This window comes from Polaromonas sp. P3_C2 (genome assembly GCF_056402675.1).
In genome coordinates this window covers 1-1,052 of record NZ_JBFUGX010001014.1, presented here as the reverse complement: position 1 = coordinate 1,052, position 1,052 = coordinate 1, and the positions used below count along the sequence as shown (strand labels likewise).

The 1,052-nt window shown below is 59.7% G+C and carries 1 protein-coding gene; it reads right to left on the bottom strand.

The window, feature by feature from the left end:
- Positions 1-224: 224 nt before the first annotated feature.
- Positions 225-1,052, bottom strand: an 828-nt coding sequence (locus tag AC1DWI_RS24240) for a MucB/RseB C-terminal domain-containing protein (RefSeq protein WP_477726053.1), incomplete at its 5' end; no start/stop codon positions are given.

Below are 1,052 nucleotides of genomic sequence, written 5' to 3'. Positions count from 1 at the left end.
GCCCAGACCGGCGCGACCGGCAGCACCGCCAGGACCGCCGTGCTTCCTACGATGGCCGCCGTCAGGCAGGAGCGCAGGGGTTTCCAGTTCAATTCAAGCATCATCAGCCTCGTCATAAATGTTGTCATCCGGCAATCACACCCGGCGGCAATCCAAGGCTGGCGCCGGAGAAAACTGTTGCAGCACGTGGGCCCCGGGAAAAGTATCAGGAGCGCAGGTGCATATTATTTCTTGCGCTCCAGCCCGCCCGCAAAAAGCTTCAAGGTGCCCATGGGGACTTCACCCATCACGGTGACCCAATAGGCGTCGAGCTGCCTGGTAATCGTCTGGGTGGCGCCCATCGACAGGCTCGATTCCTGACCGTGGCGCTGGCGGTCGAACGGTTCTACAAAAATCGACACCGATGCCAAACCATCCGAGAAAATCCACTGCAGGGGCTCTTCACCGGCCGCAGTGCCAGCAGGCGCCAGTGCCGTCGCCGGCCGCTTGTAGCAACTCATGGGTTTAAAGCCCGCCACAGGCGCCTTCAGGAGCCAGCCTTCCGCGCTTGCCGTGGTCTTCATGAGAACAGGCTTTTCCACACGGTAACCGTCGACCTTGCCCATCATCTGGAGGAGCTTGTCCATTTTGACCGGAGCATCGAGCTGCAATTCTGAAAATGCCGCCTGTTCCAGGACCTTGCCGTCGGTATCGAGCGTCTGCAGCTTCACGACCAGGCCTTTCTTCTGTTCTGTCCAGACCCGGTAGCCAAACCGCATGTTGTCTTTGGGCGCCAGCAGCACGATATCGGCCTCGACGCCCGCCACACGCTCGGTACCCTCCTGACGGACCTTGTAATAGTCGGCAATCCGGTTATCGGTTGACTGCAGCAACTGGGGGAACATACCCAGCGACTCGCGCTTTTCACTGCGAACCACCTTGTGGTCCGGCATGAAGGTGACCACCTGGTCGTTATGGCGAAAAATCGAGCGCGGTGCCCCCGTCAGCGTTTCTACCCGCTCCATTTGCTGGTCGCCCTCGCAAACATGCCAAATCTTCGCACTGGACATGGC